The organism is Bradyrhizobium sp. USDA 4503 (genome assembly GCF_054055815.1).
The window spans coordinates 3,422,380-3,437,994 of record NZ_JBSRXS010000001.1; the positions used below are offsets into that span (position 1 = coordinate 3,422,380).

Annotated in this window: 12 protein-coding genes and 1 pseudogene; 7 read left to right on the forward strand and 6 right to left on the reverse strand. The window is 65.3% G+C overall.

The annotated features are described in order from the left end of the window. Positions 1–25: 25 nt before the first annotated feature. On the reverse strand, positions 26–583 hold the full coding sequence (locus tag ACVMIH_RS16755) for a DUF308 domain-containing protein (RefSeq protein WP_456862531.1): 558 nt from the start codon (positions 581–583) through the stop codon (positions 26–28). A 134-nt stretch (positions 584–717) separates the two neighbouring features. On the opposite strand from ACVMIH_RS16755, the gene ACVMIH_RS16760 reads away from it, so the two are divergent. After that, positions 718–1,305, forward strand: coding sequence for a TetR/AcrR family transcriptional regulator (locus tag ACVMIH_RS16760; protein WP_141341106.1), 588 nt, complete (start codon positions 718–720; stop codon positions 1,303–1,305). 46 nt (positions 1,306–1,351) lie between these two features. Here ACVMIH_RS16760 and ACVMIH_RS16765 read toward each other — a convergent pair whose 3' ends face one another. Next, positions 1,352–3,616 (reverse strand): spermidine synthase, encoded by a 2,265-nt coding sequence (locus ACVMIH_RS16765; protein WP_456862533.1) that lies wholly within the window; start codon positions 3,614–3,616, stop codon positions 1,352–1,354. A gap of 177 nt (positions 3,617–3,793) precedes the next feature. On the opposite strand from ACVMIH_RS16765, the pseudogene ACVMIH_RS16770 reads away from it, so the two are divergent. Next, a pseudogene (locus tag ACVMIH_RS16770) lies at positions 3,794–5,396 on the forward strand (phytoene desaturase family protein). A 263-nt stretch (positions 5,397–5,659) separates the two neighbouring features. Here the strand turns inward: ACVMIH_RS16770 and ACVMIH_RS16775 are convergent. Beyond that, positions 5,660–5,824 (reverse strand): Flp family type IVb pilin, encoded by a 165-nt coding sequence (locus ACVMIH_RS16775; protein ID WP_016841571.1) that lies wholly within the window; start codon positions 5,822–5,824, stop codon positions 5,660–5,662. 170 nt (positions 5,825–5,994) lie between these two features. Between ACVMIH_RS16775 and ACVMIH_RS16780 the strand changes: the two genes are divergently transcribed. Both ACVMIH_RS16780 and ACVMIH_RS16785 read left to right on the forward strand, forming a co-directional pair. Continuing rightward, positions 5,995–6,879, forward strand: a complete 885-nt coding sequence (locus tag ACVMIH_RS16780) for a 50S ribosomal protein L11 methyltransferase (protein ID WP_456862535.1) — start codon at positions 5,995–5,997, stop codon at positions 6,877–6,879. Continuing rightward, positions 6,876–7,382 (forward strand): hypothetical protein, encoded by a 507-nt coding sequence (locus tag ACVMIH_RS16785; RefSeq protein WP_229190140.1) that lies wholly within the window; start codon positions 6,876–6,878, stop codon positions 7,380–7,382. The genes ACVMIH_RS16780 and ACVMIH_RS16785 overlap by 4 nt, the downstream gene beginning before the upstream one ends. Positions 7,383–7,400: 18 nt before the next feature. Here the strand turns inward: ACVMIH_RS16785 and ACVMIH_RS16790 are convergent, their stop codons facing one another. Beyond that, the gene (locus ACVMIH_RS16790) at positions 7,401–7,586 is read right to left on the reverse strand and encodes a hypothetical protein (protein WP_028342170.1); all 186 of its coding nucleotides are present in this window, start codon (positions 7,584–7,586) and stop codon (positions 7,401–7,403) included. A 190-nt stretch (positions 7,587–7,776) separates the two neighbouring features. Here ACVMIH_RS16790 and ACVMIH_RS16795 point away from each other — a divergent pair, with 190 nt between their 5' ends. Together ACVMIH_RS16795 and ACVMIH_RS16800 are read left to right on the forward strand one after the other, a co-directional pair. Next, positions 7,777–9,606 (forward strand): aminopeptidase P family protein, encoded by a 1,830-nt coding sequence (locus ACVMIH_RS16795; RefSeq protein ID WP_456862536.1) that lies wholly within the window; start codon positions 7,777–7,779, stop codon positions 9,604–9,606. A 303-nt stretch (positions 9,607–9,909) separates the two neighbouring features. Beyond that, a complete protein-coding gene (locus ACVMIH_RS16800) occupies positions 9,910–11,187 on the forward strand; it encodes a multidrug effflux MFS transporter (RefSeq protein WP_456862537.1) in 1,278 nt (425 codons plus the stop codon). A gap of 95 nt (positions 11,188–11,282) precedes the next feature. Here the strand turns inward: ACVMIH_RS16800 and ligA are convergent, their stop codons facing one another. Then, positions 11,283–13,433 carry an NAD-dependent DNA ligase LigA gene (ligA, locus tag ACVMIH_RS16805; RefSeq protein WP_057015005.1) on the reverse strand — a complete coding sequence of 717 codons (2,151 nt, stop codon included), beginning with the start codon at positions 13,431–13,433 and terminating at the stop codon, positions 11,283–11,285. A gap of 124 nt (positions 13,434–13,557) precedes the next feature. Here ligA and ACVMIH_RS16810 point away from each other — a divergent pair, with 124 nt between their 5' ends. Beyond that, positions 13,558–13,845 (forward strand): GIY-YIG nuclease family protein, encoded by a 288-nt coding sequence (locus tag ACVMIH_RS16810; RefSeq protein ID WP_057015104.1) that lies wholly within the window; start codon positions 13,558–13,560, stop codon positions 13,843–13,845. A 95-nt stretch (positions 13,846–13,940) separates the two neighbouring features. On the opposite strand, the gene recN is transcribed toward ACVMIH_RS16810, so the two are convergent. Then, complete coding sequence (gene recN, locus ACVMIH_RS16815; protein ID WP_076824138.1) at positions 13,941–15,614, reverse strand: DNA repair protein RecN; 1,674 nt, start codon at positions 15,612–15,614, stop codon at positions 13,941–13,943. Between the last annotated feature and the right edge of the window lies 1 nt (position 15,615).

Here is a 15,615-nt window from a genome sequence, read left to right on the forward strand (position 1 = left end):
GGAGCTCCAGCTTCTTGCTTTGACTCTAGGCGCGCGCGTGGCGATAGCCGGTGGCAACGAGCCAGATTGCGGAAAGCAGGAAATAGAACGCGCCGAAGCCCGCATAGGGAGCGACGTCGAGAATGGTCGGCGCAACGGTGCCGATGGACTGGCTGATCATGTAGCCGCCGGCGAGTGCCGACTGTGCGCCACTCAGGATCATCGCCCATTGCGCGCCATAATGACGCCAGCGCCTGACGCCGGTGTACAATTGCAGCACGCCCGCGAGGATCGCCCAAACCCCGAACACGGCCAGGACGGCATAGCTGCTGTGGCTGAGCGCCACGATCACGGCGAGCGTCGTGATCGCGCTGACCGCGACATTCAGGGCCTGGGATGGGTTGGCCTTCAGGCCGCCATTGACCCGGGCATCAGCCAGATTGGCGATGCCGTCCCACGCCGGGTAGATCACGAGCAGAACCGCGGCAGGGCCGGCTTGGCCGCTGAACAGAACGGCGGCGGCGACCCAGGCGACCGAGAAGATGGCGCGCCCGAGATAATAGGATCGCAGCCAGGTGGATTGGGTCGAAAGGTGGCTTTGCATTGACAGGGCTCCTTGTTGCCTTCCTACTAGTAGGTAGTTGATGGATTCCAGTCAATCTGGCGCTCGGACGCCCTGTGAGGAGAGGAAAGCCTTGATTTATCTTGTGGATTTACCTACTGGAAGGTAGGCATGACGTGAACGTGATGACTTCGACTTCTGAAAAAATTCTCGACGTCGCGCAGCCCCTCATTGTCGCCGGGGGCTACAACGGCTTCAGCTATGCCGACATCTCCGATGCCATCGGCATCCGGAAGGCGAGCATCCACCATCACTTCCCGACCAAGGCCGAGCTGGTCTCGGCGCTGGTGGATCGCTACCGGCAGCAGACCGAGCTGGGCCTGAAGTCGCTTCGGGAGCAATTCGCAAGCCCGGCCGACCAACTGCAGGCTTACGTGAACTTCTGGCAGGCGTGCATCGGCGATGCCTCGCTGCCGTTCTGCGTCTGCGCGATGCTTGCCGGCGAGATGCCGATGCTGCCGGACGAGGTCGCATCGCGCGTCCGCGCCCATTTCCATCATCTTGCGGGATGGCTCACCTCGGTGCTGCAGGCCGGCGCGGAACAGCATCTGTTCCGGCTGGACCAGCGGCCGCACGAGGAGGCCCAGATGCTGATGGCATCGGTTCATGGGGCAATGCTCTCGGCGAGGGCTTTCGACGATCCCGGAATGTTTGCCGCGATCGTCAAGCCCCAGTTCGCCAGACTGCTGGTAGCCGATCGCTAGAGAATTATCGCGCGGAAGCCGCCGCGATTGGCTCGGCTTGCAGGTCCTACTGCTCGCCGTCGCGCAGTCGGCGGTACACTGCACCCAGCACGTTCGAATAGTCGTCGGTCCAGACCCGTTGCTTCTCGTCGGCTTCGGTCTCGGTCCAGACATCAGACGATGCGAGCTTGCCGACGTCTTCCTCCTCGCGCGCGGAGACCACGACCGAGGTCGAGAAGATGTACTCGTTGTCGCGGCCGGAATCCTCGCTATAGACCCAGCTCTTCATGTCGTTGGCGTCGGCGATGCCGACCACGACGCTGGCAAGCTCGAGGTGGCGGTTGGAGACGTGCATCACGACGGCGCCCTGCGGCGCCAGCTTCTCCTTGTAGATCGCCATCGCCTCCTCGGTCGCGAGATGGATCGGGATCGCGTCCGACGAATAGGCGTCGACGATGATCAGATCGTAGGCGCCGTCCGGCTCCTTGGCGAAGGTCAGCCGCGCGTCGCCGATGACGGGCTTGAGGTTCGGCTCGCAGTTCTGGATGTAGGTGAAGTATTTCGGATCGCGCGCGGTATCGACCATCGATTGGTCGATCTCGAAGAAGCGCCAGTCCTCGCCGGGGGCCGACGCGCAGGTCAGCGTCCCCGAACCGAGCCCGATCACCGCCACTTTCAGCGGCGCGCCCTTGCGCTCGCGGATTGCAGTGATCGCCCGCCCGATGCCGCCATCCTTGTAATAGTAGCTGATCGGTTCGGGCTTTCCGGCGACCGGCGTGCCGTCATCGTTCTTGAACTTCTCGGCGCCATGGATCGTGGTGCCGTGCATCAGCACGTGATACTGCCCGTTCGGCGTCACCACGATCTTGTGCACGCCGAAGAAGCTGCGCACGGTTTCGACGCGGCCGTCGTCGGATGGATAGGCGCGCAGCACCACCAACGCGACCACGACGGTGGCGAAGATCTTCCAGCGATTGGCGTTCAGCGCGAGCGCAAGCAGCGCCGAGAGCACGCCGACCGCGCCGATCACCCAGACCCGGTGCACATCGAACCAGTTGAAGATGTCGCCGGCCGAATGGCTCGGCGCGATCAGCGCCACCGCCAGCACCGCAAGGAACGGCCAGTACCAGGCGCTCCAGCGCGGCAGCCGCTCCGCGCCGCCGGGCGGACGGCATAGCGCCGCGAGCGCCAGCAGGATCGGATATTCGGCGACCCACGAGAAAGTAAAAGGCGCAATAAGCCCCGCGAACAGGCCGCCGACCATGCCACCGAACGACAGCGCGACGTAGAAGCCGGTGAGATATTTCGCCGCCGGGCGGGTGCGCGCGAGCTCGCCGTGACAGGCCATCGCGATGATGAAGAAACAGAGCTGATGGCCGCCGAGCGTGAGCAGCAGGTTCTGCTCGCCGCCGACCGCAAGCAGGATCACGACGCCGGCAATCGCCAGCGGCTGCGCCCGCAGCATCCATTTGTGCGGCAATAGCGGCCGCGACTGGAACACCAGCACCCAGGTCAAGAGATACAGCGACAGCGGCAGCACCCACAGCAGGGGCGCGGCGGCGACGTCGGTCGAGATATGCGCCGTCACCGCGATCAAGAGGCCGGACGGCACCGCGGCGAGGAAGATCCAGCGCGCCCGCAGCGGCCAGGACGGCGCCGGCGCATTGGCGTCATCGACCTGCATGTCAAGCGCGGCGGCATTGGCCGGCGACCGCAACAGCAGCACGCCGCAACTTGCGATCAGAATAATCAGCAGACCATAACCACCGGTCCAGATCAGATTCTGGATGCGCAACGTGAACATCGGCTCGAGCAGCACCGGATAGGACAATAGCGCGAGGAAGCTGCCGATGTTCGAGGATGCGTAGAGGAAATACGGATCGGGACCATTGGGATGTCCGGTGCGCACGAACCAGGCCTGCAGCAGCGGATTGTTGGCGGCGAGCGCGAAGAACGGCAGGCCGATCGAAACCGCGAACAGGCCGAGCAGCCAGATCGCATAGCCGGACGTCGGCGGCTCGCCCCAGCCGCTCCTGATCGCCAGCGGCAAGGTCAGCAACGCGACGACGAGCAGCACCAGATGCACCACGACCGGCGCAATACGGCCGTTCAGCTTCATCAGGAGATGCGCATAGGCGTAGCCGCCGAGCAGCAGCGACTGGAAGAACACCATCGCCACCGACCACACCGCCGGCGAGCCGCCGAGCCGCGGCAGCACCATCTTGGTGAACAGCGGCTGCACCGAGAACAGCAACAGGGCACTGACGAAGATCGCGGCGGTGTAGACAACCAGCACCAGCCGGTTGCGCGAGGCGGTCGGCTCAGACGTCATGAAAGCTCCGGCATGGACCCGGCGGGCGCCGGAGGCGGACAGTCCGGTGGCACCCCACCGGAGGATTTCAGTTGAGCATACGGCACTATCACGGACAAGAAACGGCGGTCACGCGGACTTGACGACGCGGCGCTGCGGCGCCACAGCAGGCTGTAATCACTGCTTCTTGAAGCGAACATGAACGAAACAGACGTCGTTATCATCGGTGCGGGGCACAACGGCCTCACCTGCGCGGCCTATCTCGCGATGGCCGGGCTGCGCGTGAAGGTCGTGGAACGCCGCAACGTGGTCGGCGGCGCCGCGGTCACCGAAGAATTTTGCCCGGGCTTCCGCAATTCGGTCGCCGCCTACACGGTGAGCCTGCTCAATCCGCAGATCATGTCTGACCTGAAACTTGCCGATCACGGCCTCAGGATCGTCGAGCGGCGCGCGCAGAACTTCCTCCCCGCGCCCGACGGCAGCTATCTTTTGACCGGCGAAGGCCGGACCCGGGAAGTCGGTCGAAAAGCTCAGCCACAAGGACGCGGCCGCAATCGGCGTGTTCTCAGGGGAACTCGAAGCCATCGCCGACGTGCTGCGGCAGTTCGTGCTGCGCGCGCCGCCGAACCTCGTCGAAGGTTTTGGTGTCGACGCGATCAGCGAGGCCTTCAACGCGCTCGGCACCGCCAACATCCTGCGCCGGCTGTCGATGGAACAGCAGCGCAATCTGCTCGACCTGTTCACGCGATCGGCCGGCGAGATGCTCGATGAGCGTTTCGAAAACGACCTCGTCAAGGCGCTGTTCGGCTTCGATGCCATCGTCGGCAATTATGCCAGCCCCTACGCGGCGGGCTCGGCCTATGTGATGCTGCATCATGCGTTCGGCGAGGTGAACGGCAAGAAAGGCGTCTGGGGCCACGCGATCGGCGGCATGGGTGCGATCACCCAGGCGATGGCGCGTGCCGCGCGCAGCCATGGCGTCGAGATCGAAACCGATGCTGCCGTCAGCGAGGTGATCGTCGAGAAGCAGCGCGCCGTCGGCGTCGTCCTCGACAATGACAAGACCGTGCGCGCCAAATACGTCGTCTCGAACGTCAATCCGAAGCTGCTGTACACGCGCCTGGTGCCGGAGGGCGCATTGGCGCCCGAGTTTCGCGCGCGCATCTCACGATGGCGGAACGGGTCCGGCACGTTCAGGATGAATGTGGCGCTAAGTGCCCTGCCCTCGTTCACCGCGCTGCCCGGCCTAGGGGATCACCTCACGGCGGGGATCATCATCGCTCCGAGCCTCGGCTACATGGATCGCGCCTGGCACGATGCGCGCGAATTCGGCTGGAGCCGCGCTCCGGTCGTCGAGGTGCTGATCCCCTCGACGCTCGACGACAGCCTGAGCCCGCCGGGCCAGCATGTCGCGAGCCTGTTCTGCCAGCACGTCGCGCCGCAACTGCCCGACGGCAGATCGTGGGATGATCATCGCGAGGAGGTCGCCGATCTGATGATCGCAACCGTCGACCACTACGCCCCCGGGTTCGCAGGCAGCGTGATCGGCCGCCAGATCCTGTCGCCGCTCGACCTCGAGCGGCAATTCGGCCTGCTCGGCGGCGACATCTTTCACGGCGCGCTGACATTGAACCAATTGTTCTCGGCACGGCCGATGCTCGGCCATGCCGACTATCGCGGACCTCTGAAGGGTCTCTACCATTGCGGTTCCGGCGCCCATCCCGGCGGCGGCGTCACCGGCGCCCCCGGCCACAATGCCGCGCGGGCTATCCTGGCCGACCATCGCGCGCTGTTCTCGTAGACGACACACCGCGGGCCGCGGGACAAGCTGTGGACAGGCGTGTTGAGAAGCTGTGGGCCTGCGGTGGATAGCGGCCTTGTCTCAAGACGGGATAACCGGTGGACGTCGCTGTGGACCGGCTGTGCGATCGACGCTGACAATCCCGGGAGAACGCAGTTGATGTCTTGTCGACAAGCTGCGTGTGGCTCTGTGGACAATCGGTCAAAAAGAAAACACCGGGCGACATGTCGCCCGGTGCTTCCCTGAGAACGCCGTTCGAGAAATTACTTCAGCGAGCCGCTGATCGAGTTGAAGGTCCCGCTCAGTGCCGTGCCGACGCCATTCACCGCAGCGATGATGGCGATGGCGATACCGGTTGCGATCAGTCCGTATTCGATGGCGGTCGCGCCGGATTCATTCCGCAAAAACTTAACGATAAAAGCCTTCATTGCAGCCCTGCCCTTGGTTGTGATGCCTTGGAACGAAGGGTGTTCCCAGTTCCGCCGCCGTAGTAGTACGGCAACATCTAAGGTTGTCTGAACCGGGAACCTCTCAATTCTCGCGATATTCGATTGAATCCGGCTTGAAATTTTAACAAAAACCGCGCTACCGGCCTCCGATGACCCCGTCCACACACCGCGCCAGCGTCACCCTTCCAGATGAATCGACCGCAAAGCGCGTGGTAGACGCGCTTTCCGAGCTGTTTTTCGAGGATCAGGCGGCGTTTGCGGCCTTCGAGCGGCCGGATGGCCGCTGGGACGTCACCGTCCATTTTGCCGAGCCGCCGGACCAAAATTTACTGCGCGAGCTGGTCGGCCAAGTGGTGCGGCAGGATGTCGCATCTACTTTAGTCTTTGATACCGTGAAGGCCAAGGACTGGGTCAAGGCCAGCCTGGAGGATCTTGTCCCGGTCGCCGCCGGCCGCTTTATCGTCCACGGCCAGCATGACCGGCACCGGATACCCCCCAACAAGCTCGGGATCGAGATCGAGGCGGCGCTGGCCTTCGGCACCGGCCATCACGGCACCACCCGCGGCTGCCTGCTGCTGCTCGACCACGTGCTGAAGGCGTATCAGCCCCGCCGCGTGCTGGATCTCGGTACCGGGACCGGCGTGCTGGCGATCGCCGCCGCCAAGGCGCTGCACGGCAAGGTGCTGGGGAGCGACATCGACGCGCCGTCGGTCAGGGTCGCCGAGGAGAATGCCCGGCTGAACGGCGCCGGCGATCTGGTGGACGTGATCCGCGCCACCGGCTTTGCCGCTCCGCGCTTCGCCGAGGACGGTCCGTTCGACCTGGTGCTCGCCAACATCCTCGCCAATCCGCTGCGGCAGCTGGCCGGCCCGATGGCGCGTCACCTCGCCTCGTCGGCGCAGGTCATTCTCTCCGGCCTGCTGACGCACCAGGCGCCGGCGGTCATCGCCGCCTACCGTGCCCGCGGGCTGGTGCCGCTGCGGCATCTGAAGATCGAGGGCTGGAGCAGCCTGCTGCTGCGCTCCGTGAAGTGACCGCGACCGGCAGACAGTGCGGCGACTGCACGCTCTGCTGCAAGGTGATGGCGATCGAGGAACTGGCCAAGCCCGCCAACACGTGGTGCCCGCATTGCAAACCGGGGCGCGGCTGCCGGATCTATCCGGGGCGGCCTATGGAATGCCGCTCGTTCAGCTGCGTCTGGCTAGCGAACGAGCTGCTGGAGGAGCACTGGAAGCCTTCCAGGTCGAAGCTCGTCCTGACCACGTCGGAAGATGGTCTTGAGGTCAGATGCGATCCGGGCTTCCCCGACGCCTGGCGCAAAGTGCCGTTTTGCAACGAGCTCAGGGAATGGGCGATCTCCGGCGAGACGCTCGACATGACCGTCGTCGTGATCGCCGGCCAGCGCATGACGCTCGTGACGCCCGAGCGCGAATTCGATCTCGGCATCGTCGGCCCCGATGAGCGGATCGTGCGCGAACTCGAGGATGGCAAGGTCGTCAATGTGACCGTGGCGAAGGCTTCCGATCTGGAACGGTAGCCGCGATCCGCGGGTTGTTTATTCGGGCGCTGGCGAATCGCTACGGATGGTCTCGACCTTGTCCTGACCGGCCGCACGCTTGGCGCGCGCCTCGACAAGGCGGTCCAGCATCTGGACGATGACGCCGCGCTGCTTCTGTTCGACCGGCGCGATCGGGCCGCGGCGGACCGGCGGCGAGATCTTCTCAAACGTGAATGCAGGCATCGTGCATCTCCTCACCGTTGAGTTGAGACACTCCTGGACACTCCCCGTACGCTTGACCGTTGACGTGCAGTGGACATCGTCCGGCCAATTCCACTATGCCATATTCAAGCATAAGTTATGCCAAAAATATGGTCATGCTTGACCGCGCTCGCGCGAAGGTCATGCCCCATCCGAAGAGAGTGCGACGGCGATGTTCGAAGCCCATTTCCAGACGTTCGAAGAGCCTGAAGGCGGCGTGGCGCTGACTGCCCGCTTGAGCGCGCTGCGCGAGGAGCTGGCGCGGCGCAAGCTGACCGGATTCGTGGTTCCGCGCGCCGATGAGCAGCAGAATGAATATGTCGCAGCCTCCGAGGAGCGGCTCGCCTGGCTGACCGGCTTCACCGGATCGGCCGGGCTCGCGATCGTGCTGAGCAAGGAGGCCGCCCTGTTCGTCGACGGCCGCTACACGCTGCAGGCCGGCAAGCAGGTCGACCGCAAGGCTTGGCAGGTCGAGCCGCTGGTCGAGCCGCCACCGGAGCACTGGCTGACCCGGCATCTGGCGGCCGGCGACCGCCTAGGATTTGACCCCTGGCTGCACACTTCTGCGGCAGCCGAACGGCTGGCCGCGGCCTGCGCCAAGGCCGGCGCGGAACTGGTCGCCGTCGACAGCAATCCGCTCGATGCGATCTGGCACGAGCGGCCGGCACCGCCGCTCGGTCCGGTCACGATCCACGGCGCGCAGTTTTCCGGGGAGATCGAAGCCGAGAAGCTCAAGCGCATCCGCCTCGAGATCAACAAGCTCGGCGTCGACGCGCTGGTGCTGTCCGACAGCCACGCGGTCGCCTGGACCTTCAACATCCGCGGCGCCGACGTCTCGCATACGCCGCTGCCGCTGTCCTATGCGCTGGTACCGAAGGAAGGCCGGCCGCTGGTGTTCATCGATCAGCGCAAGCTGTCCAACTCGACACGCGACCATCTCGAGCAATCGGCCGATGTCGAGCAGCCCGCGGCGCTGGCGGCAAAACTCACCGAGCTCGCCAAGCGCGGCGCCTCGATCGCGCTCGACAACGTGACCGCAGCCGACGCCCTGAGCCGCCTGATCGCGGGTGCCGGCGGCAAGCCGGTGCGCGGCAGCGATCCGGTCAGCCTCTTGAAGGCGGTCAAGAACGTCACCGAGATCGAGGGCACGCGCACGGCGCATCAGCGCGACGCGGTGGCGCTGGTGCGTTTCCTCGCCTGGATCGATCGCGAGGCGCCCTCCGGCAGCCTCACCGAGATCGACACCGTCGAGGCGCTGGAGACGTTCCGCCGCCAGACCGGCGCGCTGAAGGACGTCTCCTTCCCGACCATCGCCGGCACCGGGCCGAACGGCGCCATCGTGCACTACCGTGTGACGCGCAAGAGCAACCGCCGCATCGAGCCCGGCGATCTCCTGCTGATCGATTCCGGCGCGCAATATGAGGACGGCACCACCGACGTCACCCGCACCGTCGCGATCGGCAAGCCGACCGACGAGATGCGCGACCGCTTCACCCGCGTGCTGCGCGGCCATATCGCGATTGCCCGCGCGATCTTCCCCGACGGCACCACCGGCGCGCAGCTCGACACGCTGGCGCGGCAATATCTCTGGCAGGCCGGGATCGATTTCGAGCACGGCACCGGTCACGGCGTCGGCAGCTATCTCAGCGTCCATGAAGGGCCGGCGCGGATTTCCAAGCTCGGCACCACGCCGCTGAAGCGCGGCATGATCCTGTCGAACGAGCCCGGCTACTACAAGACCGACGCCTACGGCATAAGGATCGAGAACCTCGAGCTCGTGATCGGCACCGACATTGCCGGCGCCGAGAAGCCGATCAATGCATTCGAGACGCTGACGCTGGCGCCGATCGATCGCCGCCTGATCGAGGTCAGCATGCTGAGCCCGGACGAGTTAAGCTGGCTCAACGACTACCACGCCCGCGTCGCGCATGTGGTGCGGCCGCATCTCGACGACAACGCCACCAAGCTGTGGCTGGACGAGGCGACGGCGGCGCTGAAGTAGCGGCGCGCCCAGGCATCCGCACGCTCGACGTCGTCCCCCCAATGCTCTGTGTCATCCCCCGCGAAAGCGGAGGATCCAGTACGCCGCGGCCTCTCAATTCAAATACGCCTGCCTCTGGAATACCGGGTCCCCCGCTTTCGCGGAGGACGACAGCGGAATTCGCAGCTGACGACAGAGCGTTTATTGCGCGAGACGAAACATCGTCACCGCGTCTCCTGAAATCGCATGGGCGTATGCCGAAACACCCGTATTCCGCGCGGACGGGCACGCTACAGTCTTTCCACAATGCTGGATCGGACCTGAATGCACGGCGTGATGGGCAAGCCGCCCGGCGCGGCCAAAGACAACATCGCGACATCGAAGGTCATGCTGCTGATGCTCGTCGTGATGACGGGCGTGGCGCCGATCTCGCTCTACATGCTGGTGCCGGCGCTGCCGGTGCTGGCGACCACCTTCGGCCGCGACATCTCTATCGCGCAGATGACCGTGTCGCTCTACATGGTCGGCATCGCGCTTTCACAGCTGATCATGGGGCCGCTGTCCGACAGGTTCGGCCGTCGGCCGGTGCTGCTCGCGGGCCTCGGCCTGATGGTCGTGGCCGGCGTCGGCTCGGTGTTCGCCGAGACCCTGCCGCAACTGATCGCGGCGCGCTTCTTCCAGGCGCTCGGCGGCGCCAGCGGCATGGTGATCAGCCGTGCCATCATCCGCGATCTCTATCCGCGCGAGCGGGTCGGCGCCATGATCAGCCTTGTCGTCGCCGCATTGATGATCGCGCAGATGGTGAGCCCGCTGACCGGCGGCCTGCTGGAGACCGCATTCGGCTGGCGCGCGATCCTCTATCTCATCACCGCGGCGTCGCTGATCACCACGATCTTCATCGCGTTGGCGCTGCCGGAAACCCGCCGCGACCGCGCCGAGAGCAGCAGCTTTCGCGGCGACCTCGGCAAGCTGATGACGAGCCGCGCCTTCGTCGGCTATCTGCTGTGTCAGGTGCTGGCGTCGCAGATCATCTTCGCCTTCGCCGGCGGCGGCCCTTACATCGTGGTGACCCAGATGGGCCGGACCAGTGCCGAGTATGGCGCGTGGTTCGCGATGACGGGGTTCGGCTACTTCGTCGGCAATCTCTTGTGCGTGCGCTTCGCGCCGCGGCACTCGCTGGAGAAACTGATCTGGTTCGGCCTCGCGCTGCAGGTCGGCGGCAGCCTGTTGAACTTGGTCTGGAGTCTTACCGGAGTAAACCAGGCCCCACTCTGGCTGTTCGGCACCCAGATGATCGTGATGATCGCCAACGCCTTCGTGATGGCCAATTCCGCCGCCGGCGCGATCAGCATCCGGCCCGAAGCCGCCGGCACCGCCTCGGGCGCCATGGGGTTCCTGCAGCAGGGGATCGGCTCGCTGATCTCGCAATTCGGCGCCTATCTCGGCGGCCACTCCACCACGACGCTGCCGCTGACTGCGGCGATCTTCGCGATCTCGATCGCCTGCGCCTGCACCATGATCTTCGTCGTGCCGCGGCGGCAGGTGGTGGTGAGCGAGGAGCTGATCGCGCAGGCCGAGGAGGATGAGCAGGGGATGATGTGAGCAGTTCGTCATTCCGGGGCGATGCGCAGCATCGAACCCGGAATCTCGAGATTCCGGGTTCGCCTCTTCGAGGCGCCCCGGAATGACGGACAACCCTACTCCCCGATCAGCTTCAGCCACTCGTCCTCGGTCAGCACCTGGACGCCGTGCTTCTGCGCTTCGGCAAGCTTCGAGCCGGCGCCCGGCCCCGCGACGACGTAGTCGGTCTTCTTCGACACCGAACCGGCCGCCTTGGCGCCCAGCCGTTCGGCGGTCGCCTTGGCCTCGTCGCGCGTCATCTTTTCGAGCGATCCGGTGAACACCACGGTCTTGCCGGCGACCGCCGAATTGCTCTTCGGCTTCTCGGCGTCGATGATCTCGTCGAGCTCTCCGGTCAGCCGCTCGACGATGCCGCGATTGTGGCTCTCGCCGAAATAGTCGGCGATGCTCTTGATCACGGTGTCGCCGATCTGGTCGAGCGCATCCATCTCCGCCATCGCTTCCTCGTCGCCCTTGGCGACCTTGAGGCAGGCATCGTGGAACGCGTCCCAGGAGCCATAGCCGCGCGCCAGTGCCAGCGCGGTGGTCTCGCCGACATGGCGCATGCCGAGCGCGTAGATGAAGCGTTCCAGGCCAATCCTGCGCCGGCTGTCGATCGCGGCGAACAGATTGCGCACCGAGGTCTCGCCGTAGCCTTCGATGTCCTCGAGCTTCAGCTTCGCGTTGCGCTTTTGCAGCGTGAAGATATCAGCCGGCTCCTTGACCCATCCCTCGTCGAAGAAATATTGCAACTGCTTCACGCCGAGACCGTCGATGTCGAAGGCGCGGCGCGACACGAACAGAATGAGGTGTTCGACCTTCTGGAACGGACAGGCGAACTCGCCGGTGCAGCGGGCGCGCGAGCCCTCCTCGCCGGCCGCAGTCTCCTCGCGCACCACGTCGGTGTGCAGCGGGCACGGGCACTTCTTTGGGAAGTGGAATTCCTTCGCGCTCTTCGGCCGCTTGTCGATCACGACGTCGACGACCTGCGGGATCACGTCGCCGGCGCGCTGGATCACCACGGTGTCGCCGATCCTGATGTCGCGCCCCTCGCGCAGCACCTCGCCCTTGTTGCCGATGCCCTTGATGTAGTCCTCATTGTGCAGCGTGACGTTCTGCACGATCACGCCGCCGACACCGACCGGCTCGAGCTTGCCGACCGGCGTGAATGAGCCGGTGCGCCCGACCTGGATCTCGATGTCGCGCAAAACCGTCATGGCGCGCTCGGCCGGGAATTTGTGCGCGATCGCCCAGCGCGGCGTGCGCGACACGAAGCCGAGCCGCTCCTGCCAGTCGATGCGATCGACCTTGTAGACGACGCCGTCGATGTCGTAGTCGAGCTCGGCGCGCTGCTCCTCGATCTTGCGATGGAAGGCGATCAGCTCCTCGACCGAGTGGCACAGCTTGGTCAGCGGATTGGTCTTGAAGCCGCACCGCTCGAACCAGTGGATCATGCCGGTCTGGGTATCCTCCGGCAGCGCGCTCATCTCGCCCCAGGCATAGGCGAAGAAGCCGAGCGGCCGCGAGGCAGTGATTGTGGGATCCTTCTGCCGCAGCGAGCCGGCCGCCGAATTGCGCGGATTGGCGAAGATGGTGTCGCCGGCCGCCTTCTGCCGCTCGTTGAGCGCGAGGAACGCCTTCTTGGTCATATAGACCTCGCCGCGCACCTCGCAAATGTCGGGCACGTTGCGGCCCTTCAGCTTCTGCGGCACGTCCTCGAGCGTGCGGATGTTGGCGGTGACGTCCTCGCCCTCGGCGCCGTCGCCGCGGGTTGCCGCGGTGACGAGTTCGCCGCCCTCGTAGCGCAGCGACATCGAGAGCCCGTCGATCTTCGGCTCGGCCGAGAAATCGATCTTGTCATCCGGCAGCTTGAGGAAGCGCGTGATGCGCCCGACGAAATCGACCACGTCGGCTTCCGCGAACGCGTTGTCGAGCGACAGCATCGGCAGCGAATGACGAACCTTCCTGAAGCGCCCCGACGGCGCGGCGCCGACCTTCTGCGACGGCGATTCCGCGGTGACGAATTCAGGGAAGCGCTTCTCGATCGCATTGTAGCGCTGCCGCAGCGCGTCGTATTCGGCGTCGCTGACGCTCGGCGCGTCGTCCTGATAGTAGCGCTTGTCGTGACCTTCGAGCTCGAGCGCAAGGCGCATCAACTCGACCTTGGCCTGGGCCTTGGTGAGCTTGTCGACGTCGGAGAGTTCTTTCTTTTTTGCTGCTTTAGCCATGCGACGGGCGCGCTATAGTTTTTCGTCATTCCGGGGCGGTCCGTCAGGACCGAACCCGGAATCTCGAGATTCCGGGTTCGATGCTTCGCATCGCCCCGGAATGACTGTGTGGGAAATGGGGCTCATGTCGTACTACGTGTACATTCTAGCAAGTCGACGAGACGGAGCAATCTATGTTGGGATCACCAACGATCTCGTGCGGCGGGTCTACGAACATCGAATGAAGGCCGTCCCAGGCTTCACGTCCAAATACAACATCACGCAGCTGGTTTGGTTCGAAATCTACGACGACCCGATCTCCGCGATATCACGCGAGAAGGAGCTCAAGAAGTGGAAGCGAGCCTGGAAGACGCAATTGATCGAAGCGAGCAATCCGCAGTGGAATGACTTGTACGAGTCGATCTGTACCTGAGGTGGTCATTCCGGGGCATCGCGCAGCGATGAACCCGGAATCTCGAGATTGAGGGTTCGATGCTTCGCATCGCCCCGGAATGACGAGGGGAGAGATTACGCTGTCGCCGCCCGGAGCAGCCGTTCCGCGGCCGCCCTCGCCTCCGCGGTGATCTCGGCGCCGGCCAGCATGCGCGCGATCTCCTCGCGGCGGTGGTCGGCGGCGAGCGCGTTGACGCGGGTGGCGACCCGCTTGCCCTTGTCGAGCGCATCTTTGGAGATCAGGAGATGCTGGCTGGCGCGGGCCGCGACCTGCGGCGCGTGCGTCACCGCCATCACCTGCACCTTGCCGGCAAGGCGCGCCAGCCGCGAGCCGATCGCATCGGCCACCGCGCCGCCGACGCCGGTGTCGATTTCGTCGAACACCAAGGTCGGCGCCGAGCCGCGATCGGCCAGCACGACCTTCAGCGCCAGCAGGAAGCGCGACAGTTCGCCGCCGGAGGCGACCTTCATCATCGGCCCCGGCTTGGTGCCCGGATTGGTCTGCACCCAGAACTCGACACGGTCGATGCCCTGCGGCCCCGGCGCGGCCGCGTTGCTGTCGACCTGGGTCATGAACTTCGCGCGCTCGAGCTTGAGCGGCGCAAGCTCGGCGTTGACGGCCTTGTTGAGCTTCTCGGCGGCCTTGGTGCGCGCCGCCGACAGTTTGGCGGCAGCTGCCGCATAGCGCTTGTCGGCTTCACCGGCGGCCGCTTCCAGCTTCTTCAGCTGGTCGGCGCCGGCATCGATCAGCGCGACGTCGCCGGCATATTGCGCCGCCAGCGCGGCCAGCAGATCGACCGGCGTCGAATATTTACGCGAGGCCGCGCGCAGCGCGAACAGCCGCTCCTCGATGCGCTCCAGCTCGGCCGGATCGAAATCGGTTGCCGCCAGCGCGGCGTTGAGGTGCTGGTCGGCTTCTTCCAGCGCGTTGATCGCAATATCGATCGCCTTGACCGCGGGCTCGATCAGCGCGGGCGCATTGGCGGCGCGCCGTTCCAGCCGCCGTACCGCCGCCGACAGCGACGCCACCGGCGAATGCGAGCCGCCGATCGCCTCCTGCGCCTCGCGCAGATCGGTTGCGATCTTCTCGCCCTGCATCATGGTGGTGCGGCGACCCGCGAGCTCGGTCTCCTCGCCTTCCTTCGGCGCCAGCGTCTTCAATTCCTGCGAGGCATGGCGCAGATAGTCGGCCTCGCGCGCGGCGCGCTCCATGCCGGCGCGATGCTCGTCGAGATCAGCATTGGCGGTCCGCCTGATATCCCACAGCGCTTCCAGCGCCGCGACGTCCTTCTCGTGTCCGGCGAAGGCGTCGAGCAGCTGGCGATGGGTGGAGGCGTCGACCAGCGCGCGCTCGTCATGCTGGCCATGGATCTCGACCAGCGCGGCACCGACCGCCTTCAGGGTCTGCACGCTGATCGCCTGATCGTTGATGAAGGCGCGGGTGCGGCCGTCGGCGAGTTGCACGCGGCGCAGGATCATCTCACCGGTGTCGTCGAGGCCGTTCTCGGCCAGAATCCCGGCCGCCGGATGCCCCTTCGGGACGTCGAACATGGCGGTGACCTGCCCCTGTTCGGCGCCGTGGCGCACCAGTCCGGCATCGCCGCGGCCGCCGAGCGCCAGCGCAAAGGCATCGAGCAGGATGGATTTGCCTGCGCCGGTTTCGCCGGTCAGCACCGCGAGGCCACGGGAAAATTCGATATCGAGCCGTTCGATCAGGACGATGTCACGGATCGACAGACGCGCCAGCATG

Coding starts and splice junctions, on each gene's coding strand:
- ACVMIH_RS16755 (WP_456862531.1), bottom strand. CDS start 583: ATGCAAAGCCACCTTTCGACCCAATCCACCTGGCTGCGATCCTATTAT.
- ACVMIH_RS16765 (WP_456862533.1), bottom strand. CDS start 3,616: ATGACGTCTGAGCCGACCGCCTCGCGCAACCGGCTGGTGCTGGTTGTC.
- ACVMIH_RS16775 (WP_016841571.1), bottom strand. CDS start 5,824: ATGAAGGCTTTTATCGTTAAGTTTTTGCGGAATGAATCCGGCGCGACC.
- ACVMIH_RS16780 (WP_456862535.1), top strand. CDS start 5,995: ATGACCCCGTCCACACACCGCGCCAGCGTCACCCTTCCAGATGAATCG.
- ACVMIH_RS16790 (WP_028342170.1), bottom strand. CDS start 7,586: ATGCCTGCATTCACGTTTGAGAAGATCTCGCCGCCGGTCCGCCGCGGC.
- ACVMIH_RS16795 (WP_456862536.1), top strand. CDS start 7,777: ATGTTCGAAGCCCATTTCCAGACGTTCGAAGAGCCTGAAGGCGGCGTG.
- ACVMIH_RS16800 (WP_456862537.1), top strand. CDS start 9,910: ATGCACGGCGTGATGGGCAAGCCGCCCGGCGCGGCCAAAGACAACATC.
- ligA (WP_057015005.1), bottom strand. CDS start 13,433: ATGGCTAAAGCAGCAAAAAAGAAAGAACTCTCCGACGTCGACAAGCTC.
- ACVMIH_RS16810 (WP_057015104.1), top strand. CDS start 13,558: ATGTCGTACTACGTGTACATTCTAGCAAGTCGACGAGACGGAGCAATC.
- recN (WP_076824138.1), bottom strand. CDS start 15,614: ATGCTGGCGCGTCTGTCGATCCGTGACATCGTCCTGATCGAACGGCTC.